22 protein-coding genes and 1 tRNA gene are annotated in these 24469 nt (G+C 41.0%); 18 read left to right on the top strand and 5 right to left on the bottom strand.

Translation table 11 applies throughout. The annotated features are described in order from the left end of the window. Positions 1-231 precede the first annotated feature (231 nt). Positions 232-1191: an AraC family transcriptional regulator gene (locus RWN13_RS00370; protein ID WP_314059340.1), complete on the bottom strand. Its 960-nt coding sequence runs from the start codon at positions 1189-1191 to the stop codon at positions 232-234. Positions 1192-1640: 449 nt separating this feature from the next. On the opposite strand from RWN13_RS00370, the gene prdC reads away from it, so the two are divergent. The 9 genes from prdC (at position 1641) to selB (ending at position 11306) form a co-directional block, all read left to right on the top strand. Then, on the top strand, positions 1641-2924 hold the full coding sequence (gene prdC, locus RWN13_RS00365; RefSeq protein WP_314059337.1) for a proline reductase-associated electron transfer protein PrdC: 1284 nt from the start codon (positions 1641-1643) through the stop codon (positions 2922-2924). Between the two features lie 28 nt (positions 2925-2952). After that, positions 2953-4827 carry a D-proline reductase (dithiol) proprotein PrdA gene (gene prdA, locus RWN13_RS00360; RefSeq protein WP_314059335.1) on the top strand — a complete coding sequence of 625 codons (1875 nt, stop codon included), beginning with the start codon at positions 2953-2955 and terminating at the stop codon, positions 4825-4827. 29 nt (positions 4828-4856) lie between these two features. Continuing rightward, the gene (locus RWN13_RS00355) at positions 4857-5150 is read left to right on the top strand and encodes a CBO2463/CBO2479 domain-containing protein (protein WP_314059331.1); all 294 of its coding nucleotides are present in this window, start codon (positions 4857-4859) and stop codon (positions 5148-5150) included. A gap of 23 nt (positions 5151-5173) precedes the next feature. Beyond that, entirely contained in the window at positions 5174-5899 is a 726-nt protein-coding gene (gene prdB, locus RWN13_RS00350; protein ID WP_314059329.1) for a D-proline reductase (dithiol) protein PrdB, read from the top strand. A 155-nt stretch (positions 5900-6054) separates the two neighbouring features. Next, positions 6055-6795, top strand: a complete 741-nt coding sequence (gene prdD / locus RWN13_RS00345) for a proline reductase cluster protein PrdD (RefSeq protein ID WP_314059327.1) — start codon at positions 6055-6057, stop codon at positions 6793-6795. A 30-nt stretch (positions 6796-6825) separates the two neighbouring features. After that, on the top strand, positions 6826-7296 hold the full coding sequence (locus RWN13_RS00340; protein ID WP_314059325.1) for a glycine/sarcosine/betaine reductase component B subunit: 471 nt from the start codon (positions 6826-6828) through the stop codon (positions 7294-7296). 60 nt (positions 7297-7356) lie between these two features. Beyond that, positions 7357-8373 carry a proline racemase family protein gene (locus tag RWN13_RS00335; RefSeq protein WP_314059322.1) on the top strand — a complete coding sequence of 339 codons (1017 nt, stop codon included), beginning with the start codon at positions 7357-7359 and terminating at the stop codon, positions 8371-8373. A 24-nt stretch (positions 8374-8397) separates the two neighbouring features. Continuing rightward, positions 8398-9285, top strand: a complete 888-nt coding sequence (locus RWN13_RS00330) for a sulfite exporter TauE/SafE family protein (RefSeq protein WP_314059320.1) — start codon at positions 8398-8400, stop codon at positions 9283-9285. Positions 9286-9422: 137 nt separating this feature from the next. Then, entirely contained in the window at positions 9423-11306 is a 1884-nt protein-coding gene (selB, locus tag RWN13_RS00325) for a selenocysteine-specific translation elongation factor (RefSeq protein ID WP_314059317.1), read from the top strand. 135 nt (positions 11307-11441) lie between these two features. Here selB and RWN13_RS00320 read toward each other — a convergent pair. After that, positions 11442-11538, bottom strand: a tRNA-Sec gene (locus RWN13_RS00320). Between the two features lie 156 nt (positions 11539-11694). Between RWN13_RS00320 and selD the strand changes: the two genes are divergently transcribed. From selD to selA, 4 genes are read left to right on the top strand one after another with little or no spacing between them, the layout of a single operon-like run. Beyond that, complete coding sequence (gene selD, locus RWN13_RS00315) at positions 11695-12750, top strand: selenide, water dikinase SelD (RefSeq protein WP_314059314.1); 1056 nt, start codon at positions 11695-11697, stop codon at positions 12748-12750. Beyond that, on the top strand, positions 12738-13328 hold the full coding sequence (gene yedF / locus RWN13_RS00310; RefSeq protein ID WP_314059311.1) for a sulfurtransferase-like selenium metabolism protein YedF: 591 nt from the start codon (positions 12738-12740) through the stop codon (positions 13326-13328). Before selD ends, yedF begins: the two co-directional genes overlap by 13 nt. Positions 13329-13343: 15 nt before the next feature. After that, entirely contained in the window at positions 13344-13619 is a 276-nt protein-coding gene (locus tag RWN13_RS00305; protein ID WP_314059306.1) for a DUF3343 domain-containing protein, read from the top strand. Beyond that, positions 13612-15000 (top strand): L-seryl-tRNA(Sec) selenium transferase, encoded by a 1389-nt coding sequence (selA, locus tag RWN13_RS00300; protein ID WP_314059304.1) that lies wholly within the window; start codon positions 13612-13614, stop codon positions 14998-15000. The genes RWN13_RS00305 and selA overlap by 8 nt, the downstream gene beginning before the upstream one ends. Before the next feature lie 53 nt (positions 15001-15053). Here selA and RWN13_RS00295 read toward each other — a convergent pair whose 3' ends face one another. The 3 genes from RWN13_RS00295 to RWN13_RS00285 all read right to left on the bottom strand — a co-directional run bounded on the left by RWN13_RS00295 (position 15054) and on the right by RWN13_RS00285 (position 19280). Next, on the bottom strand, positions 15054-16265 hold the full coding sequence (locus tag RWN13_RS00295) for an amidohydrolase (protein WP_314059302.1): 1212 nt from the start codon (positions 16263-16265) through the stop codon (positions 15054-15056). A 3-nt stretch (positions 16266-16268) separates the two neighbouring features. Then, complete coding sequence (locus tag RWN13_RS00290; protein WP_314059300.1) at positions 16269-17504, bottom strand: amidohydrolase; 1236 nt, start codon at positions 17502-17504, stop codon at positions 16269-16271. Between the two features lie 123 nt (positions 17505-17627). Then, positions 17628-19280: a peptide ABC transporter substrate-binding protein gene (locus tag RWN13_RS00285; protein ID WP_314059299.1), complete on the bottom strand. Its 1653-nt coding sequence runs from the start codon at positions 19278-19280 to the stop codon at positions 17628-17630. Positions 19281-19824: 544 nt separating this feature from the next. On the opposite strand from RWN13_RS00285, the gene RWN13_RS00280 reads away from it, so the two are divergent. The 5 genes from RWN13_RS00280 to yhbY all read left to right on the top strand — a co-directional run bounded on the left by RWN13_RS00280 (position 19825) and on the right by yhbY (position 24454). Continuing rightward, entirely contained in the window at positions 19825-20922 is a 1098-nt protein-coding gene (locus RWN13_RS00280) for a Glu/Leu/Phe/Val dehydrogenase dimerization domain-containing protein (protein ID WP_314059297.1), read from the top strand. A gap of 182 nt (positions 20923-21104) precedes the next feature. After that, complete coding sequence (locus tag RWN13_RS00275) at positions 21105-22265, top strand: TraB/GumN family protein (RefSeq protein WP_314059295.1); 1161 nt, start codon at positions 21105-21107, stop codon at positions 22263-22265. Positions 22266-22459: 194 nt separating this feature from the next. Then, the gene (locus RWN13_RS00270) at positions 22460-22987 is read left to right on the top strand and encodes a YqeG family HAD IIIA-type phosphatase (RefSeq protein ID WP_314059292.1); all 528 of its coding nucleotides are present in this window, start codon (positions 22460-22462) and stop codon (positions 22985-22987) included. After that, entirely contained in the window at positions 22984-24093 is a 1110-nt protein-coding gene (gene yqeH, locus RWN13_RS00265; RefSeq protein WP_314059291.1) for a ribosome biogenesis GTPase YqeH, read from the top strand. Before RWN13_RS00270 ends, yqeH begins: the two co-directional genes overlap by 4 nt. 49 nt (positions 24094-24142) lie before the next feature. After that, entirely contained in the window at positions 24143-24454 is a 312-nt protein-coding gene (yhbY, locus tag RWN13_RS00260; protein ID WP_314059290.1) for a ribosome assembly RNA-binding protein YhbY, read from the top strand. Positions 24455-24469: the final 15 nt, after the last annotated feature.

The raw sequence follows: 24469 nt of genomic DNA, 5'->3' as shown, positions 1-24469 counted from the left end.
ATAGCTGATAACGGTATCTCACCGAAAAATAACTTCTGGTAGGTTCAAGGGCGCCATTGACGAAAATCTCTCAGCTAATGATTTTCTTTCTGTAAGTATTTGCAATACCTTTACTAGTCCATACTAACTATTCAATTTGGTAATGCCAATTATATATTAAAACTAAACTTTGTCAAATGTAAATCGCAATTAAAAGAATTAAATGACAAAGATTCAACGAAAAAAACGCTCTTACGTCTTCTCAATAAACTGTTGATTCTTCTTGCGGTACTGGTTTGGCGAGAGACCAAAATGCTTTTTAAACAAGCGGAAAAAATAACTTTTATCTTGGTAGCCCATCTTCTCGCTAATCTCTTGAACTGAGACAGTTGAGTTCTTTAAATAATAAGACGCTCTGTTTAAGCGTACTTCTGTTAAATGCTCTGAAAAATTTTTACCTGTTTGTTTTTTGATCATGGACGAAAGGGAGTTAGGATGTAAATTATAAAGAGTAGCCAATTCATTTAAGGATACTTCGTCGTAATGATGGTTAATATGTTTAAGAATCTCACCAATAAATAAGTTAGAAGGTAAAGTTGATTTTTCCAAAACCAATGTCTTATCTTTGTTATCATCTAGTTCTGAAAGCAGCAGAAACAAAGCGGGATGTTTAACTGCTTTATTGGGGTTGTTCAAAATAGTTTCTTTAAAAAGAAATAATAGCAAGTAATTACTAAAATTTTCTAAAGATTGTTGAAAGAAAAAATAATTGCTTTTCTGGTAATTCTCATCTAAGCCTTGCATCACAAAATCATAAAATAGGGGTAAATCGACTAAATCACTTAAGAATAAATTGCTAAAAAATTCTGGTTTGAAAATAATCGTAGCAACCTCAGTATCTGTGCTCATGCCACGATAGACAATATGAGAATTAGGGTTTGCTAAAATAACGCCACCTTCAAAAAAATCCAATTCTTTTTGATCCACAGATATTCCAATAGACCCTTTTAAGACGTAAAGCAGTCGGAAATAAGGCACACGATAAGTTAACTTTATGGGGTTATCTGAAATAAAGGCAGTGGCAGACAGTTCTGGGTTGTTCTCAAAGGACTGTATATAGGATTTGATACTGGTTTCTTGTTTTAAAAAAAACCTTTTCTCTTCCAAATGATAGAAAAAACCGTTTAAGTAAGTTGTGTTATCGGTATTCAATTGTATGGCCTCCTTTATTAAATGTCATTTAGACACTCATTGGTTAGAAATAGACACTTTTATTTTATTGTGAAAAATAACACTATAAAACCGTTTTAAAGCGATTTTATTATATTTGATACCACCACGTTTGCATTTGAATCAGTCACTTTTTTTACTGCGATATTAAGTGAGATGGTCGAGTGGGAATGCTTATTTTCCTTGTTGTAGCAATGTTTATATCGGTTTATTTATTAAGGTTACCATGGAGAATATGAAAAGTCAATTGTTGGACGTAAAATATAACAAGAATTGTAACCGATTTATTTTCAAATTGGTTCTTTTGTGAAAAACATCGACAAACCTGTGATAAAGTGATGCATTCTATATTTTTATATGTTAATATGTAGGGGAATTAGACACGTTTTATGTCGAGTTCAATCAATCGATAGAAGGAGGTGAAAAAAAACATGGTAACTATTCAAATTCCATTAAAACAACACGTTGGTCCAAGTTGCCAGGCGATTGTATCAGTCGGCGATCAAGTTAGGCGCGGGCAACTCATTGCAACGCCTAATGGACTTGGAGCGAACATTCATTCCAGTGTTAACGGTCAGGTGACAAGTATTAATACCGGGATTGTTATTAGTTTGTCGAACGAACAGAATCACGAGTTTCTACCAATTAAAGAATCCGTTAATCCTTTAGAAATGATTGAAGCCGCAGGGATTGTTGGTGCTGGTGGTGCTGGTTTTCCAACTCATGTCAAATTATCTTCAACGATTAAAGGCGGTTATTTAATTGCGAATGCTGCTGAATGTGAACCTTTATTGGCTCACAATATTCGTTCGATAGAAGAGGACAGTGAGCTCTTAATCAAGGGTCTAAAAATTATGCAGGAAATTACTCAGGCAGCTGAGGTCTATGTGGCCATCAAAGCCAAATATACACAGGCAGTTAGATTATTGGAAGAGGCCGTTAAAGACGAAGCGACCATTCATGTTAAATTTTTATCGGATATGTATCCAGCAGGGGATGAGCGAGTGGTAGTCAGAGAACTGGTTGGGGTGACACTTGAACCAGGTCAGTTGCCGATTGAGGCGAACGTGATTGTTTCAAATATTGAAACAGTTAAGCATGTAGCAGAAGCCGTCATCTTCAGAAAGCCGTTTATTGATAAAGATTTGACCGTGTCTGGACGAGTTATCAATGGCACTGTCTTCAGAGAGATTCCGATTGGGACACCTGCAGCGACGTTAATTGAAGCGACGGGAGGTTACATTGAACCTCATGGGGAGATTGTTTTAGGAGGGCCTTTCACAGGAGCCGGTGGTGACGAAATGAGTCCGGTTATGAAAACAACTGGCGGATTTATTGTTGCGATGCCTTATCCCCAGGAAACACGAGACATTGGTATTTTAATTTGTGAATGTGGTGGTAGTGAAGAACGCTTGACTGAAATTGCAACCAATATGGGTGCAAAAGTTGTGGCAGCTGAACGTTGTAAACGGATGGTTGAAGTTAATGGAAGATATAGATGTGACTTGCCGGGGATATGTCCAGGACAAGCTGAAAAAGTATTATCTATGAAAAAAGCAGGTGCTGAAGTTATCTTAACGGGCACGTGTCAGGATTGAACAAACACCGTCATGGGTGTTGCTCCTAGGTTAGGAGTTCCAGTTTATCATCATACGGATCATGTGCTTCGTGCTGCAGGTCACAAACTATACAGAAAATTACCCACCGATGACTAACATAATAATTAATGGGAGGTTTTGACAAATGTCAATTACTGTAGAAACTGCACAAGAGCATGCAAAAGATCCAGCCGTACTTTGTTGTCGAACAGAATCAGGAAAAGTGATTGGACCCGGAGATTTAGAAGATCCGGTAATATTTCCAGACTTGGAAGATTCTGGTTTATTAAGCCTTGGAGACAAGACGTTGACCATCGGCGAAGTACTGGGTGCAACATTATTAAAAACAACCGATGCGTTAGTTCCTTTAACCGCTGAATTACTAGAAGGAATAACCGTTGTTGAAAAAGAAAAACCTTCTACGGAAGTGCCGAAAGTACAGAAAAAAGTAGACAATAGCATAACGACGACTGCTATTCCAGCAGCTGTGAATGCCAATCAAATGGTAAAAATTCACATTGCAGAAGGAAAAGGAATTGAATTAGAAATTCCCCTAATGCTAGCCGGGGCTATGGGAGCTGCTCCAGAAGTACCAGTTGCAATCGAATCACAGGCAGTCACAAAAGCAATCGTGCCAAAAGAAGCTGCTGAACAAGAAGTTCGTTCTTTTGTTCGTAAGCACTTCAAAATTGATAACGTGGTATTTGGTGATGAGACTAAACTAGAAGGTACAACCTTAACTATTCGCAGTGCCGCTGACATCTGCAAAGAATCAGTTGAATTGCAAGAATTGGTAGAAGATATGAATGTGGAAATTATCACACCTGATAAATATGAAGTTTATAGCGAAACGATTATGGATGTTCAACCGATTGCCACGAAAGAAGAAGGGGATCTCGGCCACGGCATTACGAGAATTTTAGATGGAGTCGTGATCGTTCTTACTGGTACGGATGCTAATGGTGTCCAAATTGGTGAATTTGGTTCATCAGAAGGAGAACTTGACCGTAATATTATGTGGGGACGACCGGGTGCGCCAGATAAAGGTGATATTTTCATTAAAGTCGAAGTGATCGTTAAGGCGGGCACTAACATGGAACGCAGTGGACCGTTAGCTGCCCATAAATCTGCTGATCACATCACAGAAGAAATTCGTCAAGCCATGAAAGTAGCTGATGACGCCCTTGTTGTTGATTCTGAGGAAATCGTTCAATACCGTCGTCCAGGAAAAAAACGTGTGCTGATTGTCAAAGAGATTATGGGACAAGGCGCCATGCACGACAATTTGATTATGCCAGTAGAGCCTGTTGGTGTTTTGGGGGCGAAGCCAAATGTTGATCTAGGTAATTTGCCTGTTATGTTGGCGCCGACAGAGGTCTTAGATGGCGGCATTCACGCTTTGACCTGTATTGGGCCCGCTTCGAAAGAAACCTCTCGTCATTACTTTAGAGAACCTCTGGTCAAAGCGGCTATGGAAGATCAAGAAATTGATTTGGTAGGCGTTATGTTTGTGGGATCACCTCAAGCTAACTCAGAGAAATTTTATGTTTCTAAGCGGTTAGGCATGACGATTGAAGCCATGGGCATTGATGGAGCAATTGTGACAACGGAAGGCTTTGGAAATAATCACATTGATTTTGCTTCTCACATTGAAGAAATTGGCAAGCGTGGCGTTCACGTCGTTGGCGAGACTTATAGCGCTGTTCAAGGGGCCTTAGTGGTTGGGAATAAATACATGAATGCCATGATTGATAACAATAAATCGATGCAAGGGATTGAAAATGAAATCTTATCAAATAATACCCTTTGTCCTGAGGATGCTCTTAGAGCTCTGGCGATGATTAAGACGCTAATGGGTGGTGGCACAATTGAAAAAGCCGAACGTAAGTGGAATCCTAATGTCAAGCAAAATAATGTGGAAGCAATCGAGGCCACATTAGGAACGAAGGTCGCGTTGGCAGATAATGAGCAAGTACTGCCTAAGAGTAAAAAGAGACTGGAAATCTACGAACAAGAATAATCATAAAAACTTTATTTGAAGGTGTATGTATGGATAGATTAAAGTATATTTCAACTGAACGGATGTATGAAGGCATTTTGGTCGAATTAACAGATGCCGGTGTCACGATCGACTTAAAAGGACGATTAGGCCAAATCAAACTTCCAAAACGGATGCTGATTTCGCACAATGAACTAAAAGTCGGACAAGTTGTTGGGTTCGTTATGTCGTATCCTGAAGTTTTGGATCCAGAGCCTGATGAAAAATATGTCTATGCCATCGAACAAAACAAAAGGCGAATGGAAGAAATTAAAAGTCGTTACGAAATGAAAACAGAAAATTAATAAGTCGAAGGGAGTTAATTAACATGTCATTAACAGTATTTAACGGGTTACAATCTGAGATTTTTGTGCCAATTACCCCTAAATCAGTTTTTACACCTGTTACCAAAGAGTTAAAAGAAATGCGTGTTGCCATGGCAACGGCTGCAGGTGTTCATCTGAAAAGCGATAAGCGGTTTAATTTAGCGGGAGATACAAGTTACCGTGAAATTCCAAGCGATGCCGACGTACAAGATTTAATGGTTTCACATGGGGGTTACGATAATGCTGACGTCAATAAAGACGTTAACTGCATGTTTCCGATTGAGCGTTTAAGAGAACTAGCTTCTGAAGGGTTCATTAAGGAGTGCGCCCCTCTTCACTTTGGGTTTATGGGCGGTGGTGGAGACCAGGATGCGTTTATTAATCATACCGGTCCAGAAATAGCTCAAAAATTAGTGGAAGAAGACGTCGATGCAGTTGTTTTAACTGCTGGTTGAGGGACCTGCCACAGAACTGCCGTGATCGTGCAGAGAGCTATTGAGGAAGCAGGAATTCCTACGATATTAATTGCAGCATTACCACCTGTCGTTAGACAGAATGGATCTCCAAGAGCCGTAGCGCCACTTGTACCAATGGGTGCCAATGCTGGAGAGCCTCATAATATTGACATGCAAACTCATATATTAAAAGACACCTTAACAGAGTTAGTTGCTATTCAAACACCGGGTAAAATTGTACCTTTACCTTACGAATACATTGCTCATGTGTAAATGGCCCATGGGGAAAAATATTTATAAAGGACGTTAAAAACATCTTTTGGCAGCTGTTTGATAATCGACTAATAATGGATTGGTTTGAAATCTGGAGTAACTAGAGATGAAAGCATCAGTTACTCCAGATCTTTGAACTCAGTAGAAGAGGTGAAATGATGAGTAAGCAGTCTACCTTAAAAATTAAAGCATTTCATGTGGAAGATGTCACACTTGCAGATACTTATAACTATAAAGATAAGCATCTGTCACTGCCGATAAACTCACACTTAGATCATGATTTTGAAAAAGTAACCATCAGTATTATTCAGCCTTACGAGCATAACCTTGAAATTAATACCATTATGGATGTCATCCCGATTTCAACAAAAGTATTAGGCGATATTGGCCAAGGTATTACTCATACGTTAACGGGTGTCTATGTCTTGATGACTGGAAAAATTTTAAATGGCGAACAAATGCATGAGTTTGGATCCTCTGACGGACGGTTATCTGAACAGATGATTTTTGGCAAAAATGGTACCCCTGAAAAAAGTGATTATCTCATTCACATTGATTTAATCGCAAAACAAGGCGCTATTCTCGAAAGACCCCTTTGTCTTGACATGTTTGCTTATGTGGATCAGGTGATTCAACCTATACGCCAGTTGTTAAAGATGGTGAATGGACGCTTGGCCGATGAAGTTCATGACTTTCAGAATTATCATTCAACAGGTAAGCCAAAAGTGGCAATGGTTAAACAAGTAGCAGGGCAGGGCGCCATGTACGATAATTTACTTTTCCCGAATGAACCTAGTGGCTTTGTAGGAGGGATATCAATCATTGATATCAATAACATGCCTATATTATTAAGTGCTAATGAGTACCGTGATGGCGCTATTCGCGCAATGGTATGATCTTTAAATTCTAGAAAGTGAGTGAATCGAATGGGAATAGGTCCTTCAACAAAAGAGACGTCCTTGCACCACTTCCGAGACCCCTTATTGGCCGTTTTTGCCAATGATCCTGACATTGATTTTCAAGGTGTCGTAGTAGTTGGAACACCTCAAGATAATAAGATGAAATACCTTGTAGGTGAGCGGACAGCTCGTTGGTTGGCAGGGATGAGGTGCGACGGGGCTATCCTGTCCTCAGATGGTTGGGGAAATTCGGACGTTGACTTTGCGAATACAATGGAAAAAATAGGTGAAGCAGGAATCAGTGTGATTGGTCTAAAATTTATCGGGCAACAAGCTAAATTTGTTGTCGAAAACGATTACACGGATTTAGTTGTGGATATTAATAAATCAACAACCGGAACAGAAACCGAAGTCGTAGGTGAGAATACAGTAAGTGAGACAGATGCAACAAAGGCCTTGGCATTTTTGAAATTGAAGATGCGCAAGGATGGAAAGTAATAGCCGATAGGGTGACTTGCTCATTTATTAACATGAAATGACTAATTAGGAGGCAATATTATGAAAATAGCAACGATGATTTCAGCCATTGATACTCATACAGCAGGTGAAGCTGCCCGTTTAATTACGGGAGGCATCCCTAAATTTCCAGGGGAAACCATGGCTGATAAAAAACAGTATTTGATTGACCATTCAGATCATTTGAGAACCGCATTAATGCATGAACCTCGTGGACACAATGAAATGTTTGGGGCCTTTATTCTAGAGCCAACGATTGAAGAAGCCGATTTTGGTATCATCTTTATGGATGCTGGTGGGTATTTAAATATGTGCGGACATAATACCATTGCTGCAGTGACCGCAGCAGTTGAAACAGGGATGGTTGAATCAGGTCCGAATGCTGAAGAAACGAAAGTGGTCTTAGAAACACCAGCTGGAATTGTAAGAGCGATTGCTCATCACGGAACTAGTGGTTCAGTCGAGGAGGTCTCATTTGACAATGTGGAGGCTTTTCTCTATAAAGAAAATCAAACAATTGAGTTGGAAGGATACGGGAAGGTGACTTTCGATATTTCATTTGGCGGCAGTTTTTTTGCCATCATTCGATCAAGTGAAGTTGGATTGAAGATTGAGCCGAAAAACGCCTCAAAATTTTCTCAGATAGGAATTCAATTGCGAGAGGCGATCAATGAGCAAATTGAGGTTCAACATCCAACCATGGCACACATAAACAGTGTTGATCTTGTGGAGTTTTATGACGAACCAACTCATCCGGAAGCGACGTATAAAAATGTGGTTGTCTTTGGTGATGGACAAGTGGATCGGTCTCCTTGTGGCACGGGAACCAGTGCCAAACTGGCAACCTTATATGCCAAGGGAGAGTTATCTTTGGGAGCGCCTTTTGTCTATGAAAGTATTTTAGGGACATTGTTTAAAGGGAAAGTAGTTAAAGAAGCGAAGGTCGGAGAGTTTGATGGGGTCATTCCCAATGTTAGTGGATCAGCTTATATCACTGGTTTTAACAGTTTTCTGATTGACCCGGAAGATCCCCTAAATCATGGATTTGTCTTGCAATAGGCAAAAGAAAAGAGGCGAAAAATAATGGTAACTATTTTATTAACAGGCTTAGGCCTTTTGTTGGCGTATTACATGGTTATTTTTGGCAAAGATATCTACGAGAATCGTGCTAATTTAGGCGAAGGAAACTTCCTGATTGCTGGTGGTATTGGATTTGTGACAGATTTTCTAGATACATTAGGAATTGGCAGTTTTGCCCCAACAACCTTACTGTTCAAACTATTTAAATCGTTAAAATCAGATGACTTATTGCCGGGGACGCTAAATGTGTCACATACCATCCCTGTTATGATTGAAGCGTTTATCTTTATTACCGTGGTTAAAGTTGAACCATTAACCCTGTTTTCCTTGATTGTTGCAGCTATTGTCGGATCTTGGATTGGGTCAAAAACAGTGACTAAATTACCTGAGCGCAATATTCAGCTAGTGATGGGAATTGCCTTAATCGTGACAGCCGCTTTAATGGCGTTAAAACAGCTTGGCATGTTGGAGATGTTAGGTGAAGGGAACACAGCCCTTGGGTTGACAGGTGGCGCTTTGATTATTGGGATTGTCGGTAATTTTATCTTTGGCGCTTTGATGACCGTAGGTGTCGGGTTGTACGCTCCGTGTATGGCCATGGTGTATATGCTGGGGATGAGTCCGATTGTGGCGTTGCCAATTATGATGGGGTCTTGCGCAGGTCTGATGCCAGTTGCCAGTGCAGAATTTGTTAAAGCTGGTAAATATTCTCGAAAGACTTCCCTAGGGATCATCGTTGGTGGTACAATAGGGGTAATCGTTGCAGCTAAATTTGTTGTGGCCTTAAACTTGGACATTTTGACTTGGATTATCGTTTGTGTGGTCCTTTACACTGGCGTTTCAATGTTCTTAAAAGCCATGAAGACTAAATCTGTTTTAGTAGAAAGTTAAACCAATAGTATTTGCTAATAGAGTGGGAATTGAGAGGTAAATAAGACCTAATAGCTTCGCAAGTAAGTCTGAACCTTTAAAAGGCTGGCCGAACTTGCGAAGCTCTTAATTTATAGAAAGAAAATAGGTGAGAGTTGATGCATACCGTAGTTGGGACAGCTGGACACATTGATCATGGAAAAACTACCTTGATAAAAGCCTTAACAGGTATTGAGACAGATACCACAAAAGAAGAAAAAAAAAGAGGGCTGTCAATTAATTTAGGATTCGCTTATTTGGATTTACCAAACAAACAGCGTATCGGCATAGTCGATGTCCCTGGTCATGAGAAATTTATCAAAAACATGGTTGCCGGCTTGCCAGGCATCAATTTGGTTTTACTGGCAATTGATGCCAATGAAGGCATTATGCCTCAAACCAAAGAGCATCTGGATATTTTGACGTTATTAGGGATCACAGATTTTATCATCGTTTTAACGAAGGTGGCCACGGTTGATGAAGAGATGAAAGAGTTGGTGATTTCAGATATTAGAGACCAACTAAATGAGACACCTTTAAAAGAAGTGGCAATTGTTGAGACCGACGCCCTGTCTGGTTTAGGTATAGATGAGTTAAAGAGGGCGATTCAGGACAGAATCCAAGGAGGCAGTCCCAACAGACAACGAGTTCCAGCTCGCTTGAATGTGGATCGAGTTTTTTCAGTCAAAGGCTTTGGAACCGTCGTGACAGGAACGCTAATTGAAGGTCGTTTATCAGTTGGGGATGAGCTCGTCTGTTTACCAAGTCAGCGAAAAGCGAAAATTAGGCATATCCAAGTTCATGAGGAAGAGGTTAAGTCGGCCGTTACAGGGCAAAGAACCGCGTTAAATCTTAGTAATTTGAAGGTGGAGGACATTAGTCGTGGCGATGTCTTGACGGTCCCTGATAATATTAGCTTAGCTTGGATGTTGGATGCTAAAGTTAATTGTTTGAAACGCTATGAGCCGGGGATTGGACTCTGGGAACGTGTACGACTGCTAATTGGGACTCGGGAAGTGATGGCTAGACTTGTGCCAATAGGTGTTGAGAAACTTAATTCAGGAGAAGACGGATTCGTTCAATTGCGCTTAGAAGAACAAGTGGCTGTTAAACAAGGAGATCGTTTCATTTTGCGAGGCTATTCCCCCGTTGTGACGATTGGTGGCGGAGTGGTTTTAGACAGTAATCCGCAAAAGCATCGTCGTTTTAAAGAAAAAGTCGTTGAAAGCTTGACGATTAAAGATCAAGGGAGTTATCAAGACTTAGTTTATGACTTTTTGCAAAACAAGCAAGACCCCTTGACTAAAGTGGCGGAAATAAGTCAGTACTTATCAATTGAGACAACGGCTATCAGTATCTTATTAAGGCAGTTAGTTGATGAGGGCGAGGTGATTCAATTAGCTGATTATTATCTGGCCTGTGACAGGTTTAGCGCTGTAGAAGAGGCTGTATTGAATGTTCTGGTGAGCTATCGCAAGGCTTATCGCCTTCGTCAATGGATGCCCATAGAAGAGTTTCGCTCGAAAATGGCCTTTGGGGGAACACCACGCCAACTGGAGCTACTTTTAAATGAAATGGCCCAGTTAAATAAAATTGTTTTGTCTGACCGTGGGATTGGCGATCCTAATGTTCAAGTGGTCTTAAATGCCTATCATGTGGGGGAAAAAGAGCGGATGTTAAAAGAGTTGCTAAAGAGCGGTTTTTTACCAATTAAAGTAGAGGAACTAATCGCTAACAATAAAAATGCTCTAGAGGTAATCGAAGTCATGGAAGGAGAATTGGTTTATTTGACTCACGAATACGTCATTTCAACAGTTTATTTGGATCGTGGGATTCAGATTGTCAGGGAACTAATGAGTGAGAAAAGCGAAATGACTTTAGCCGATTTTAGAAATAGAACAGAGTCCAGTCGAAAAGCATCCATGCTGATTTTGGAATATCTAGATAAACAGCAGATAACGAAGCGCGTGGAAAGTGTCAGAATTCTCGGTAGCAAGGCTTAAGGATTAGGGACTCCCAGTCATCGGTGGGCTGACAAATAGTTGATCGACAAAAAAAAGCCACCTAAGTAGCTAGAGACAATTTTTTATGGCACATGATTATCTTAATAAAGAAAAGATTGATCACTTATTATCAATTGGCGGGAATGTGTGGGAATCGAACCCACCTAAGAAGCTACTAACCCCTCAAAACGGTTTTGAAGACCGCAAGGAACACCAGAACCCATCCACTCCCACAATCATAGTAGCATATATGAGTGGAATGAGTCAATTGTCTATTTCCAATGGACAGCAGAATGGCGGCGTTAAAAAGATAAAGGCTGGATGTTATGGTTACGTTGCTCAAATGTGAGCAAATAATGAAGTACCTAAAAATATAGAGGTGAAAAAAATGGTAAATGAAGAGTTTGGTCAATTATTTATATGCGGAGGCTGCAACGCTAAAATCGGTCCGGGGAATCTTTCAAATTTATTAGAGCAGTTACCTAAAAATGAGGATCCCCGACTTTTAGTCGGTTTTGACTCGACTGACGATGCGGGGGTGATAAAAATCAGTGAGGAGATGGCATTAATTCAAACCTTGGATTTTTTTCCGACGATGGTGAGCGACCCTTATCTTTTCGGTCAAATCGCTGCTACTAACGCACTAAGCGATGTCTATGCTATGGGAGGGGACGTATTGTCTGCCATGAATATCGTCTGTTTTCCAGAAGAGATGGATCTTGGTATTTTAGGAGAAATTCTGCGAGGAGGGTCCGAAAAAGTAGCAGAAGCAGGAGCGATTTTAGTAGGGGGACATTCCATCCATGATGCTGCACCTAAGTATGGCTTGTCAGTGACAGGAACGGTGCATCCTCAAAAAATTCTAAGGAATAACGGAGCTCAAGTGGGGGACGTTCTAGTATTAACAAAACCTCTCGGTGTCGGCATTATCACAACAGCTTTCAGTGTGGCTGAAACAACAGAAGAAGCGTTTCAAAAAGCCGTTAAATCAATGACAACCCTTAATAAAAAAGCAGCTGACTATATTCGGCAACGAGCGGTTCACGGCTGCACCGATGTGACGGGGTTTGGATTACTTGGACATTTAGTCGAGATGATGAATGAAAAATGTTCAGCCGTGCTAACTGTGTCGCAAGTGCCTTATATTGAAGAAGCCTATGAGTGTGCGAAAGAGTTGTTAGTTACAGCAGGTGGGCAACGGAACCGTAACTATTTAAGTGAGCAAATTGCGTTTCAGTGCGAGGATTTTGCTTTAGAAGAAATTCTTTTTGATCCGCAAACATCTGGAGGATTGCTGGTCAGTTTGCCTGCAGATGAGGCAGATTATTTGATTAAAGAAATGGCTCTAGGTGGACTAGAAGGAACAATCATCGGCGAAGTCATAGAACGTCAAGAAAAGACTGTATATGTGAAGGAAGAGGAGGAATTGATATGGAAAAAATAAATGCATTAGGCGAAGCCTGTCCTGTACCCGTTATTAAAGCAAAAAAAGCATTAGTTGAACACGATAAAGTTGAAATTAAAGTGGACAATGAAATCGCCACTCAAAATTTGAAAAAGTTAGCGGAACAGAAAGGGTATGGTTATGCCACCCAACAATTGGCTCTTAAAGAGTATTCCGTTATCATTAGTAAAAATGAGACAAGTCCAGAAGCGGTTCTGGAAGAAACGAGACCTCAACTGGATGAGGCATACACCGTTGTCATCGATACCGACTGTATGGGACGGGGGGATGACAAGTTGGGGGCCACTTTAATCAAAGGATTTATTTATGCGCTGACTGAACAAGATCGCTTGCCAAGCCGAGTGATTATGTATAATGGTGGTGTTCACTTTACAGTGGAAGCCTCTGACTCTTTTGAGGATTTAACTAGGTTGGCTAATGACGGTGTGGAAATCTATGCTTGTGGGGCTTGTACGGATTATTATGGCCTGACGGAAAAAGTAAAGGTCGGAGAGATTACCAATATGTATCGAATTGTTGAAATGATGCGTGAAGCCTCACGGATTGTTAAGCCATAGAGAGGAGATTGGGAAATGGACTATCTTGTTGCGTTTAATTCCACTCATCAGGCAATGGAAATGGAGTCATGGGTCAAAGAGCGTCATTTAAGAGCACGCTTAATTCCTACACCAGAGTCTATTACAGCTAGTTGTGGTTTAGCGTTAAAATTTAACGACACTGATTTGACAACAATTGCACAACACCTTGAGAAGATGGGGGATCAGGCCAAGATGTATCGAATAATGATTGAGGACCATGCTCGTAAGACCTATACTCAGTTTCAACTAGGAGGCGATTCTGATGAATAAAGATGATTTAAGCCGACTACCAAAAGTCGATCTGTTATTAATGGCGACTGAACTGGAAGAGGTTGTCAGGTACTATGGTAGGTCCTTGGTTAAAGAGTCCGCACAAGCTGAGATTAACCGTCGTCGGCAGTCCATAATAGAGGGGAATGAATCGCTTGATCTCAGCCTGAGAAGCTTTATTGGACCTGTTAAAGAACGCTGCCGACAGACCCAAGAACCTTATTTACGATCGGTAATAAATGCCACAGGTGTTGTCCTTCACACCAACCTTGGCAGAGCTCAGTTGCCACCGATGATACAGAAACAACTGGCTGAGATTAGTTTTGGGTATTCAAATTTAGAGTATGATTTAGAAAAAGGCAGTCGCGGGTCACGGTATCAGCATTTAGAAGCGGATTTATTGAAACTAACAGGTGCTGAGGCCGGCCTAGTTGTAAATAATAACGCGGCTGCCGTATTATTAGCCTTGCAAACATTTATCCAAGGGAAAGAAATTATTATTTCTCGTGGTGAGTTGGTTGAGATCGGCGGTTCTTTTAGAATTCCCGATATTATCGCCTTGAGTGGCGGAATTATACGTGAAGTTGGCACTACTAATAAAACTCATCTTCGTGATTATGAGCAAGCGATTAATGAAAACACTGGAGCTATTTTAAAGGTACATACAAGCAATTATAAAGTGATTGGTTTTACGGAAACCGTCCCTATGGAAGAATTAGTTAAGTTAGGGAGTTCCCATCATATTCCGGTGATGAATGATTTAGGTAGCGGCTTATTAACTGATTTGACCCCCTTCGGCTTTCCTTATGAACCGACCGTTATGGACTGTGTTCAAGCCGGGTGTGATATCATTACCTTTAGTGGCGATAAACTGTTAGGGGGCCCCCAAGCAGGTCTTATCGTTGGAAAAAAGACTTATATCGATCAGATGAAGGCTAATCAGCTCACTCGGGCATTGCGGGTGGATAAAATGACCCTCAGCGCACTGGAATTGACGTTGAAGGAATATTTAAAGCCAGAATCCTTGTTGACAAACATCCCAACCTTACATTTATTATCTCTTTCAAAAGAGGAAATTGAAAAAAGAGGGGCTGACTTAAAACAGACGTTAGAGGCTTTAAATCTGCCATTGGAAATAAGTGTGGTAGAAGGTCTATCGCAAGTCGGCGGCGGATCCTACCCAGGGGTTCAATTGCCGACTAGATTAGTGACCTTAAAGAGTTTAAATCTGACGGCTGACAAACTGGAAAAGGCTTTGAGAGATTCTCAGACGCCCATCATTGCTAGAATTAAAGACGACCAAGTTCAACTCGATGTCCGTACCATAAATGAGGTGGAAGTCCCCTTAATTGCTAGTGCCTTGACAATGATTTTCACCTGACATGTCCGTAATAAACAAATAACCCACAGCAATTTTTGCTGTGGGTTATTTGTTTAAAATTGAAGAATCTGACTGTTAAACATAACTAAGCGATCAATCGGTTTTCGGGCGATGATTTCCGCACTAGCCGCTGCTTCGATAAAGATAAAATCAGCCGAGTCACCGACTAATGGCCAAGTGAGCTGTCCCATGGTTAGTGGTTGTTTACCATTAGTAATGAGAGAAAGAGAATCGGCTAAGCCTTCTTCGGTGATTTTTCCCGTTAATTCGCAAAATGTGCTGAGCTTTTCTAAAACATCACTTGAAACGCAGGAACTCCAAGAATCATAAAAGCCATCGCAACCGAGATGAACGTTAACTCCCCCTTGTCGCAAGCGGTCAATCGGCGGCATTTGGTGCGTTAGTCCATAAGGGATAGTGGACATGATTTTTACATCTTGTTCATTAAGTCTGGCGATAAGTTCATCTTGTTCTGGGATACTGACGTCTCCAAGAGAAAAGCCGTGACTGATTGCTGTCCGCCCCTGATAGTGGTTTTCAGCGACTATATCAAGCCATTTACTATAGGTATAAGTGCCTAAATGGCCACGATCGTGAAGGTGAATATCCACATCAGCATCAAATAAGGTGGCAAGAGACATGATTTCGTCTAAAGACCTTTCAACAGCATTGTCAATGCCACCGGGATCAAGTCCCCCAACCATAGTCGCACCGGAACGGAGAGCCTCTCGCATTAATTGCGGAACCTTGTCACGGAGTAGTCCATGCTGGGGAAAGGCTACAATGTCATATGTGATAAATTTGTCATAGTGTTGGAGTGCGTTTAAAACGCCTTCTAGATTTTCTAATCCTATGTAAGGGTCAATGTTGACGTGTGTGCGAATATGATTAATTCCACGTTTCATTAAACTTTCAATCATTGCCTTGGCGCGGCGTTCGGTTGAAGGGGCAAGCAGTGGCAATTCGCTTGCTTCAGCTGCCAAGCGTTCGGGGAAACTCCCTACTGGTAAGGCAGCCCGCCAGCCAAGTGTCATATAGGTTTTATCGAGATGATTGTGCATGTCTTTGAAAGGTGGCATTGCCAAGCGACCTTTGATGTCAATCGTCGGGCCAGTGAATATGGGTTCTTGGTCCTTAAGGTAGATTCCTGTTATCAATGTGTCGTCTAAATCAATGGTGTAAAGGGCTGTGGACGTACGTAACTGACCTTCATTGATGAGGCGACCGGTTTCCAATTTTACATTAATTAAGCGTTTGGTTGTCATCGGCTATTCCCCCTGATCGATTCGGTTAGATTGTTCATAGGCGCAAATACCTTTGGTAATCGTATGAGTGATCTCTCGCTGACGTGCAATGGCATGAGCCGAAGACTCAGCGGAAACCAAAACAGCATCGGCTGGCGCACCGATATAAGGCCAGACTTGCTGACCAAAGTCATCAAGTGGCAATAAACCGCCTGCTCCGTATTGCCAAATACGACTAAGTCTTAGTTCGTCACTTAAGCCAAAGCGTTGAGCCAAGACATTCATTTTTGCGATTGTGTTACCCGTTCCAAAAGGAGACCAGTGATCAGTTAGGCTATCATGGCCGAGGGAGACCCTTAAGCCGTCCTTGACTAACTGAGGGATCGGCATCGTCGGTCGATTGATGGGAACAGTCGTAGTGACGTCGATTCCCGTAGCTACTAATGTGTCGACCATCTTAGTCAAGGCTTCTCCGGACAAGTCACCGAGAGCCATGCCGTGGCTAATCGTCACTTGGTTTTGTTTATTAGCTTGTCGGGTGTAGTCAGCTAATTTATAAAATTCATATTCACCTAATGAATCACGATTGTGAAGATGGACATCAACTCCAGCCTCGAATTCCACAGCTAAATCGAGAATCGTCGTCAAAGAACGATCAACGTCCCGATCAACGGTTGAAGGGTCAACACCGCCAACATGAGAAGCGCCCATTTTCATGGCCTCTTTCATTAGAGGCAGGACATTTGATCTTAAAAGACCGTGTTGAGGGAAAGCCACGATTTCGTAAGTCAAATAATCACGATAGGTGTCAAAGGCCCTTTTTGTCAGCTCGATATGCTTAGTACCAATATAAGGATCCACGTTACAGTGGCTGCGAATATGATGGTGTCCTTGAGCAATATAATGTTCTAACACCTTACAAGCTCGATCATAAGCAGTGTCCAATTGATTAGGCAAAAGAGTACGCTCTTCCTCAAAACGAGTAAAAATACCATTTGTAATAGGTTGGCAAGCTTGCCAAGGGCCGCCGAAGTAAGTTTTGTCGATATGGATGTGCATCTCTTTTAAGGCCGGCAGTAACAGCGCCTCTTGAGCATTAATTAGTGTCATATCAGGTGTAGTTGGAATGGCTTTGGCGATTTCACAAATGATACCATTTGTTATCAACACATCATATGTCTCCGTTTTAGTGCTGACAACTTGCTGATTGACGATATTGAAACCAGTTTCTAATCTGCAGTTTTGAATGAGCAGGGTCATGGGACAACTCCTTTTAATTGATTTCTAATAACGGTTAGGTACCGAAAATAGATAAAGAACATCAGTACCTAACAGCTTTTAGCTTTTTCTTAGACATGGGAATCTCGTCGATTTTACTAAGAATTACTGACGAAAAGCCCATTTTAAACTATAACTGGGGCCGAATGGATGCCAGTACATATCTTGAATAGTGGGATTACTTAAAATCGCCAGTGAGCGATTGTAGATAGGTGCCAACATAACGTCTTTATTTAACAAGATGTTTTCGGCTTCAATAAAGTTTTTGATTCGTTTAGGATTATCTGTAGCATCTGTCGTTCGAGAGGCGTTAATATAGGCATCGTAATCAGGATTTGCGTAAGTGATACCACCAGTTGGATTATTGGAGGTGAAGATTCGCATCACCGTCAACGGATCTCGATAATCGGTTCCCCAGCCGCTTAATTGAATCTCAAAGTCTTGCTTTTGATCACGTTCAACGCGAATTGGAAATGGTACCTGAACGATTTTAACGGTCAGACCAGGTAAATTGGTTTGTAGTTGATCTGCAAAAAATTCTGCAGAGGTTTTTGCGGCATCTGTATCATCAGTTAAAAATTCAACTGAAACAGTATCGCCTAGTTGCTTTTGTGCTTGCGCCCATGATTTTTTTGCCGCTTCAGGATTGTACTCAAAATAATCATAGGCCTCACTGGCAGCATCGGTAAAGTCACTCTTACCATCTGGACTCGGTGTTTGACCCTTAGGAATCAAATGATTAGTTGGAGTAGAACCGTCGCCTAAGATGTTATCGACAAATTGTTGTTTGTTAAACGCTTGAGCAATGGCTTTCCGTAAGTCCAAGTTAGCCAAGGGTGTCTCTTTGTCGCCCCGTTTTGGGTTCATCTTTAGGAAAAAAGTTACATATTGACTGACAGGTAAAAAACTCTCATCCTCACGATAGTTTTTGGCGAATTCAGAGGTTAATTTGTTTACGACGTCAACTTCTCCTGTAGTAAAGAGATTTACCGCTGTGGAAGGTGATTTAATGACTGAAACCTTGGCATCTGTTAACTTAACATGTTTGGCATCCCAGTATTCTGGATTTTTTTCGTAGGTCCATTCATCAGCGAATGAGTCCCACTTTTTAAGGACAAAAGGCCCGTTGTAAACCAAGTGATCGCCACTGGTTGCATAGTCATCCCCTTGACTCTCAATAAACGCCTGATTTTTTGGGTAGAAGATGGCAAAAGTTAAAAGTGATTTTAAGTAGGGAATTGGTTGCTCTAAGGTCACTTCCAGGGTGTGATCATCGAGAGCTTTGACTCCAAGAGTCTCAGGATTGGCTCCTTCGGTATAAATCTCTTGGGCATTTTTAATGACACCCAACAAAACATCGGTATTTGGTGAACCGGTTGTTGGGTCAGCAATTAGGCGCCAGGCGTAAACAAAATCATGAGCCGTAACAGGGTCCCCATTTGACCATTTTGCCTCTTTTCGTAGAGGGAATGTATAGGTCAACTGATCATCGGAAATAGTCGGCTCCTCGGCCGCAGCCCCTAAAACAAACTCATCATCTTTTCCAATAACATAGAGGCCTTCATAAACCTGATTCATCGCCAGCGTCGACGTTGTGTCCGCAGCTAAAGCAGGATCCATTGTCGATATTTGTGCTTCTGACGTTATGTTAATCGTTTGTTCCATTTTCTCGCTGATCGTATCGTCTTTTTTCTCGCAAGCCACCAATAGTGATGCAAGCGTTAATGATACCAGCATAATCCCGAATTTCTTTTTCATAGCTCCTCCTATTCCATTCTAAGTTTGTGATAATCTTAGAATATGTCCAATGGACCTTTACTATTTAAGAAAGAAGCCAGTTTTTTGCTTTATTTAGTTATTTTAACAAGTCAAAAAAATCCCCTTCATTGAATCTTCTTGACTTACTTTCTAATATGGGGGAAAATATCATAAAAAAGAGAGGTTAAGCGACAATTATATGATTTTTTTTTAATCAGTAACTCTCTCATTATTGATAAAAAGTGTAGCGGTTAAGCTGACTTCTTTCTTAAATTATAGATAGTTTAGCATATAGCTAAGCAGATGAATAATACCTATAATATTGGTTAAGCATACATTCTAAATATAGCTAATCTTATTTAATAGAAGAAACTGTTATTTAATAAGAGGTTATTGTCAGAATATTCCATTCCTTTCAGAGGGCTTAGAAGGGAGAAAGAAATTTCTTACTTTCACAAACTTTGGTTGTTGAATAGTGTCAGGAGTGTTACCATTAAGGCGTTGCGAACGCTTTCTTTAATAAGGTGAATTGGAGGAAATTAAGATGATGTTATTTGAAGAAATGAGCATGGGAGATTATGAACAAGTGATTTTTTGCCAAGATAAGGAGTCGGGCTTAAAAGCGATTATCGCGATTCATGATACGACTTTGGGGCCAGCCTTAGGTGGTTGTCGCATGTGGCCTTATGAGAGTGAAGAAGCTGCGTTACGAGATGTGTTACGTTTGTCCAAAGGGATGACATATAAAAATGCCGCTGCAGGCTTAAATATCGGTGGTGGCAAGTCAGTGATTATCGGCAACCCTAAGACCGATAAAAGTGAAGCGTTATTTAGAGCCATGGGTCGCTATGTAGAAAGTTTGAATGGCCGTTATATCATTGCGGAAGATGTTGGAACAACAGAATACGATATGAATCAGATGTACTTAGAGACTGACTATGTTACTGGCAGTACTGCACGAGCAGGTTCTTCAGGTAACCCCAGTGCCAAGACTGCTTTAGGTGTCTATTCTGCCATGAAACGAACGGCTAAAGAGGTTTTTGGTGACAGTTCTCTAAAGGGGAAAACAATTGCCATCCAAGGTGTGGGAAATGTGGCCTATGATTTATGCCAGTTAATTCGTGACGATGGCGGAAAATTAATTGTGACTGATATCAATCAGGAAGCTGTTCAACGGGTAGTCAATGATTTTGGTGCGGAAGCTGTGGGAGTCAATGAGATATATCGTGTGGCAGCGGATATTTTTTCTCCATGTGCTTTGGGTGCGATTATCAATGATGAAACCATTCCTCAACTCAGGGTGAAAGCTATTTGTGGCTCTGCCAACAACCAATTAGCGGACATCGAGATTCACAGTCAAAGGTTGAAAGAACTAGGCATTCTCTATGCCCCAGATTTCATAGTTAACAGTGGGGGCGTTATTAATGTAGCCGATGAATTAAGTGGGTACGATGAAGAACGGGCGATTGTTAAAGTCAAAGCTATCTATGAGCAAATGGGACAGGTTTTTGAAATTGCTGAGTCAGAGAACATTACGACAGCGGCGGCGGCCAATCACTTGGCTGAACAGCGGATTGCTCAAATGTTAAAGGTTAGACGTACTTTTTTACAAACGGAAAAATCTGCCATCTGTAGACGATAAAGTAAGAGGTTAACCAGTATTAGAGCCGGAGTAGGCCCCTTAATACTGGTTATTTGCAACGGCTTGTCTGTTTAACTATCATTTTTTTATAGCCAGTATTATAATAGAAAGAGTCCCTAGTGTTATCAGAGATAACGAGATGACAAAGGGGCCTATAAACGGATTGAAGGAGTCACAACTAAATGGAACAAGCGATTACACGATTATCTTATGAAGGAAAAGAAATAATATTAATTGCCACGGCTCACGTGTCAAAAGAAAGTGTCACCTTAGTTAAAGAGGTTATCGAGGCAGAGCAACCGAACAGCGTCTGCATCGAATTAGATGAAGCCCGATATGATAATATTCGTCACCCAAAGGCTTGGGAAGAGACAGATATTGTCCAGGTGATAAAATCTAAAAAAGTTGGTTATTTACTCGTTAATCTAGTGTTAAGTTCTTATCAGAAAAAGATGGCTAAACAGCTGGATACGCCTGTGGGTGGAGAAATGTTGCAAGGTATCTCAAGTGCTGAAGAGATCGGGGCGGACATTATTCTAGCCGATCGAGATATTCAAACGACTTTTTTGCGGATTTGGCGGGAATTGAGTTTTTGGGAAAAGTCTAAATTGCTAGTTAGCTTGTTTGTGTCTTTTGAAGATGAGGAAGAGGAATTATCAGAAGCAGATTTAGCAAACATGTTAGAAAGCGATATGTTGGAAAGTGCTTTAGCTGATTTAAGAAAAGAATTCCCTGTTATTGGACAGATTCTCGTACATGAGCGTGATATTTATTTAGCGACAAAAATCAAAGAAGCCCCAGGTGGAAAAATTGTGGCAGTTTTAGGTGGGGCCCATGTACCTGGTGTGACCAAAGAAATCTTTGAGACCCACGATTTAGAAAGGATTTCGACTGTTCCACCTGCTAAAAAAACGACGAAGCTGATCGGTTGGTTGTTCCCAGCGGCGATTGTTGCGCTAGTGATTTATTCCTTTTTTGTTAGTGTGGATACTGGCTGGCAACAACTGTCTACTTGGATTCTTTGGAACAGTGGGTTAGCTGCACTCTTTACCTTGTTTTCTTTGGGGCATCCTTTGACGATTTTAACTTCCTTTGTGACAGCTCCGATTGGCACGCTCAATCCCTTAGTAGCTGTGGGCTTTTTTGCGGGAATTGTTGAAGCGACATTGCGGAAACCAAGGGTCCATGATTTACAGACGGTTCAAGAAGATATCTCAAGTGTGAAAGGTTTTTTTAGAAACCGGGTACTACGAATATTACTCGTTGTGATGATGGCTAATATTGGTGGGGTAATAGGAAACTTTATCGGCGGTGCCGATATGATCCGCAATCTTTTTTCATAAATAATGGTGTAGGTCTGAGCAATAGTCTCAGGCCTTTTTTGATGACTCTGAGAAAAGTAGTGGTAATAGGATGAAAATAACATGGAAATAATGTATAATAAGGTTGATGAAAGGGGTACTGAGTCAGTACGCCTGTTTTTTAGGTGAGAAAGTGTGACCTCACTTAAATTTAGACGCCCTTGAAAGGAGCATGTATGTTTTCGAAATTTAAACCAACTTGGATGTTAGAGGCCATTTATCAGTTAACGCCGGAACAATTGGCGAAACATAACATTAAAGCGGTCTTAACGGACTTGGACAATACGTTAATCGCCTGGAATAATCCAGATGGGACAAAAGAATTACTTCATTGGATTGAAACGATGAAAGAGGCGAAGATTCCAGTCATCGTTGTTTCTAACAATAAGGCTGAACGAGTAGAGCGAGCGATTTCCCATTTAGAACTGGACTATGTGGCTCGGGCATTAAAACCCTTGGCGAAAGGGATGAACGAGGCTGCAAGTAAACTAGGGCTACCAAAAAGTGAAATCGTCATGGTCGGCGACCAGGTGATGACCGATATTCGGGCATCTAACGGTGCGGGCATACGCTCCATTTTAGTTCAACCGATTGTAAAATCAGATGCTTGGAATACTAAGCCAAATCGAGCAATGGAGAAAGTAGTTATGAAAACCTTGAAAAAAAATCATTCAGATATGGAATGGAGAAGTGAATTAGTATGAGCGAAGAAATTCGTTGTATAGGCTGTGGCTCAATTGTTCAAACAGAAGACAAAGAGGGCTTAGGATATACGCCCCAATCAGCTTTGGAAAAAGGGTTAGAATCAGGGGAAGTGTATTGCCAGAGGTGTTTCCGCCTGCGTCACTATAATGATATTCAAGATGTGTCATTAACAGATGATGATTTTCTACGGTTGTTAAATGGCATTGGACAAGAGGACGCTTTAATCGTCAACGTGGTTGATATTTTTGATTTTAACGGCAGTCTGATTCCTGGTTTACATCGTTTTATTGGCAGCAATCCGGTTTTATTAGTTGGCAACAAGGTCGATATATTACCAAAATCCTTGAAGCGTGGTAAAATGACCCAATGGATGAGAGAACGAGCTCACGAGGCTGGCTTGCGTCCCATTGACGTCTTATTAACCAGTGCTAAGAAACCATTGGAAATGGAAACCTTGTTAGAGACGATTGAAAAGTACCGAAATGGACGAGATGTCTATGTGGTAGGTGTGACCAATGTGGGTAAATCAACATTAATTAATGCAATCATTAAGTCCACAGCAGGGGTTCAAGAGCTTATTACAACCTCTCAATTTCCTGGTACGACTTTAGATAAGATTGAAATTCCGCTGGAAGACGGTAAGTTCTTAATTGACACCCCCGGTATTATTCATAAATTTCAAATGGCTCATTACCTTGGAAAAAAAGACTTGCGAATTATTGCGCCAACGAAAGAAATCAAACCGAAAGTTTATCAACTTAATCCGGAACAAACGTTGTTCTTAGGCGGTTTAGCCCGCTTTGATTTCATTCAAGGGAAACGCAGCTCATTTGTGGCATACGTCTCAAATGATGTGGAAATTCACCGAACGAAATTAGAAAAAGCCGACGAGTTTTATCAAAAGCATGTAGGTGGACTGTTACAACCACCACGTCCTGATGAAACAGAGGATTTTCCGGAATTAGTCCGGTTTGAATTTTCTGTTAAAGAAAACACAGATATTGTCTTTGCCGGTTTAGGTTGGATTATGGTCAGTGAGCCTTGTGTGGTGGCTGGATGGGCGCCTAAAGGTGTTGACGTGATTCGTCGAAAGGCATTAGTATAACAGTAAGATAGGCATTTCCTGATTGGAATGTTAGAAAAGAGGAAGAAACATGGAATTAAGAGGCAAACAAAAACGCTTTTTACGTAGTCAGGCACATCATTTAAGTCCGTTATTTCAAATTGGTAAAGGCGGCTTAAATGAGGCGATGATAACTCAGATTGAGGAAGCTCTTGAGAAAAGAGAATTAATCAAAATCAATCTTTTACAAAATACTGACGAGGTTGCAACTGACGTGGCTGCAGTTCTTGAAAAAGAAATCAAATGTGATGTTGTCCAAATTATTGGCCGTGTGTTGGTCTTGTTTAAGCCATCGTCAAAAGAAGCTAACCAAAAATTATCAATCGACGTCCGTAAACTATAAAACAATGAGGTGAGT

Source organism: uncultured Vagococcus sp., from assembly GCF_963518325.1.
GTDB lineage: Bacteria > Bacillota > Bacilli > Lactobacillales > Vagococcaceae > Vagococcus_D.
This window is presented reverse-complemented; position numbering and strand designations above follow the sequence as displayed.

Bases quoted from the DNA above. Each gene is read 5' to 3' on its own strand.
- prdA (WP_314059335.1), top strand. From the start codon at position 2,953: ATGTCAATTACTGTAGAAACTGCACAAGAGCATGCAAAAGATCCAGCC.
- RWN13_RS00355 (WP_314059331.1), top strand. From the start codon at position 4,857: ATGGATAGATTAAAGTATATTTCAACTGAACGGATGTATGAAGGCATT.
- prdD (WP_314059327.1), top strand. From the start codon at position 6,055: ATGATGAGTAAGCAGTCTACCTTAAAAATTAAAGCATTTCATGTGGAA.
- RWN13_RS00340 (WP_314059325.1), top strand. From the start codon at position 6,826: ATGGGAATAGGTCCTTCAACAAAAGAGACGTCCTTGCACCACTTCCGA.
- RWN13_RS00335 (WP_314059322.1), top strand. From the start codon at position 7,357: ATGAAAATAGCAACGATGATTTCAGCCATTGATACTCATACAGCAGGT.
- RWN13_RS00330 (WP_314059320.1), top strand. From the start codon at position 8,398: ATGGTAACTATTTTATTAACAGGCTTAGGCCTTTTGTTGGCGTATTAC.
- selB (WP_314059317.1), top strand. From the start codon at position 9,423: ATGCATACCGTAGTTGGGACAGCTGGACACATTGATCATGGAAAAACT.
- selD (WP_314059314.1), top strand. From the start codon at position 11,695: ATGGTAAATGAAGAGTTTGGTCAATTATTTATATGCGGAGGCTGCAAC.
- yedF (WP_314059311.1), top strand. From the start codon at position 12,738: ATGGAAAAAATAAATGCATTAGGCGAAGCCTGTCCTGTACCCGTTATT.
- RWN13_RS00305 (WP_314059306.1), top strand. From the start codon at position 13,344: ATGGACTATCTTGTTGCGTTTAATTCCACTCATCAGGCAATGGAAATG.
- selA (WP_314059304.1), top strand. From the start codon at position 13,612: ATGAATAAAGATGATTTAAGCCGACTACCAAAAGTCGATCTGTTATTA.
- RWN13_RS00295 (WP_314059302.1), bottom strand. From the start codon at position 16,265: ATGACAACCAAACGCTTAATTAATGTAAAATTGGAAACCGGTCGCCTC.
- RWN13_RS00290 (WP_314059300.1), bottom strand. From the start codon at position 17,504: ATGACCCTGCTCATTCAAAACTGCAGATTAGAAACTGGTTTCAATATC.
- RWN13_RS00285 (WP_314059299.1), bottom strand. From the start codon at position 19,280: ATGAAAAAGAAATTCGGGATTATGCTGGTATCATTAACGCTTGCATCA.
- RWN13_RS00280 (WP_314059297.1), top strand. From the start codon at position 19,825: ATGATGTTATTTGAAGAAATGAGCATGGGAGATTATGAACAAGTGATT.
- RWN13_RS00275 (WP_314059295.1), top strand. From the start codon at position 21,105: ATGGAACAAGCGATTACACGATTATCTTATGAAGGAAAAGAAATAATA.
- RWN13_RS00270 (WP_314059292.1), top strand. From the start codon at position 22,460: ATGTTTTCGAAATTTAAACCAACTTGGATGTTAGAGGCCATTTATCAG.
- yqeH (WP_314059291.1), top strand. From the start codon at position 22,984: ATGAGCGAAGAAATTCGTTGTATAGGCTGTGGCTCAATTGTTCAAACA.
- yhbY (WP_314059290.1), top strand. From the start codon at position 24,143: ATGGAATTAAGAGGCAAACAAAAACGCTTTTTACGTAGTCAGGCACAT.